At 68.8% G+C, this 1,663-nt stretch carries 2 protein-coding genes; one reads left to right on the top strand and one right to left on the bottom strand.

Features of this window, described 5'->3' with window-relative positions; all coding sequences use genetic code 11:
• Positions 1 to 110 precede the first annotated feature (110 nt).
• The gene (locus tag C0461_RS14305; protein ID WP_292107968.1) at positions 111 to 881 is read left to right on the top strand and encodes a hypothetical protein; all 771 of its coding nucleotides are present in this window, start codon (positions 111 to 113) and stop codon (positions 879 to 881) included.
• A 54-nt stretch (positions 882 to 935) separates the two neighbouring features.
• Here C0461_RS14305 and C0461_RS14300 read toward each other — a convergent pair whose 3' ends face one another.
• Positions 936 to 1,370 carry a hypothetical protein gene (locus C0461_RS14300; RefSeq protein ID WP_292107966.1) on the bottom strand — a complete coding sequence of 145 codons (435 nt, stop codon included), beginning with the start codon at positions 1,368 to 1,370 and terminating at the stop codon, positions 936 to 938.
• Positions 1,371 to 1,663 lie beyond the last annotated feature (293 nt).

The raw sequence follows: 1,663 nt of genomic DNA, 5'->3' as shown, positions 1-1,663 counted from the left end.
AAACCCGCGGCGAAGGCGGATCAGGGGGATTTGTTCTAGGCCGAAACGGCCCGGTTGGCCGGGGCCAGACCCGAACTGAAACAAGCGCCACTTCTCAGGAACTACTGACGATGAAGATGATGACTTGCACCACCCTCGCTGCGCTGTTGATCGGCGCGACGGCCTGCAGTCCGGCTTCGACCGCACAAGAGGCCGGGGCTGTGACCTTCGAGCCGCGCCCGGATCTGGAGGAGGGCGTCGGGGCCCTGCCGCGACTGGTCGGCGAGGGCGCGGCCATCGCGGCGATCAACGCCGACCTAGACCGTCGCGACGCGGCGGCCAGGGCGGATGGATGCGATGGCGGCGGCGGGTTCGAGCGCGGCGTCAGCCAGCCGATGACGGGCCCCGGCTACATCAGCTTCTGGATCGCCAAGGGCTATTTCTGCGAGGGCGCAGCCCGGCCCAGCTTCGACCAGACCGCCATCACCTATGACCTGGCGACCGGTCAGGCTGTTGACTGGGTCACGGCCGCGCCAGGTCTGCAGCTGACCCGCGGCGACACGACTGGTCTGCCAGCGGACTATGTGCCCGGCCTGTCCTCGAGCGTCCTGTCCGGCTGGTACAGCGCCGAGGCGCCGGCCTCGGCCGACGCAGAGTTCGCGGAACAGTGCGCGGACGTCTGGACGCCCGAGGCCCTGGAGGGCGTCGGCTTCAAGTTCTGGCTGGACGCGCGGACCGGCGGCCTGGCAGTCGCCCCCGAGTTTCCTCACGTGATCCAGGCCTGCGCCGACCCGGCCACCCTGAACGCCGACGAGATGCGCCGTTTCGGCGTCTCACCGGCGATCATCGACGCGGTTGCGACCGCCCATGCGGCGGGCGCGTGGGCGCCGAAAGACGACTAGCGCGCGCCGCTGCCGCCCGCGGGCGGCGGGCGTTCTTGGTCGATAAAGGCGATCCTAATAGGGAATGCCTTCGAGAATGGTATCGAGCCGGGCCGCGACGGCGGGCGCGTCGGAGCGGGCGTCCCGCATGGCGCGCACCTCGGCCACCAGGGGTTCGCACCGATACCTGTCTATTTGCGCGTTCAGAAACTGCTCACGCTCGGGATCTCCGCTGCCCATCTCGCCTGCGAAGTGAGAACAAACGACCGCACGGAATTCCAGCGCTTCCACGGGGTCCGTCGGCTCGACCTCCATCTGCCGATAATGGTTCTGCATGGCCTCCCACGACATCGGCGCGGAGCGTTGGGGAGCGCTCGCCGCCACCGGCGCCGGGGCCGGGGCCTCCGCAGCTTGCGCCGGCGCGTGAGGTTCGGCGGTCGGTGTCTGATCCGCAGGCTCGCAGGCGGCGAGGATGAGGGCCGTCAGGCCAATAGCGACAATGCGAGACATGGTGCGCCCCTCCCCGGGACATGCTCATGGCGTACGGAACGAACACCACCGGCCAAAGCAACTCGGAACCGAGGCGGCCCGCTACGCCGTTACCCGAATCCTGAAATGCAATGACACACATCCCGGCAACGCCCGCAATGGTCGCGAGCACACATTGATCTTGAGGCTGTCGACTGACTTGTGGGGTCGGCGGACGGAGGCGGCGACCCCGGGCGCCGGCGCTTGAGGCTTGCCCCTCCACCGCTTCGCGGTCCCCCTCCCCCATGCGCTGCGCTTTGGGGGAGGATAGGAGG

Origin of the sequence: Brevundimonas sp. (genome assembly GCF_013823285.1) — a bacterium.
In the GTDB taxonomy this organism is placed as follows: Bacteria; Pseudomonadota; Alphaproteobacteria; order Caulobacterales; family Caulobacteraceae; genus Brevundimonas.
This window is presented reverse-complemented; position numbering and strand designations above follow the sequence as displayed.

Bases quoted from the DNA above. Each gene is read 5' to 3' on its own strand.
- C0461_RS14305 (WP_292107968.1), top strand. From the start codon at position 111: ATGAAGATGATGACTTGCACCACCCTCGCTGCGCTGTTGATCGGCGCG.
- C0461_RS14300 (WP_292107966.1), bottom strand. From the start codon at position 1,370: ATGTCTCGCATTGTCGCTATTGGCCTGACGGCCCTCATCCTCGCCGCC.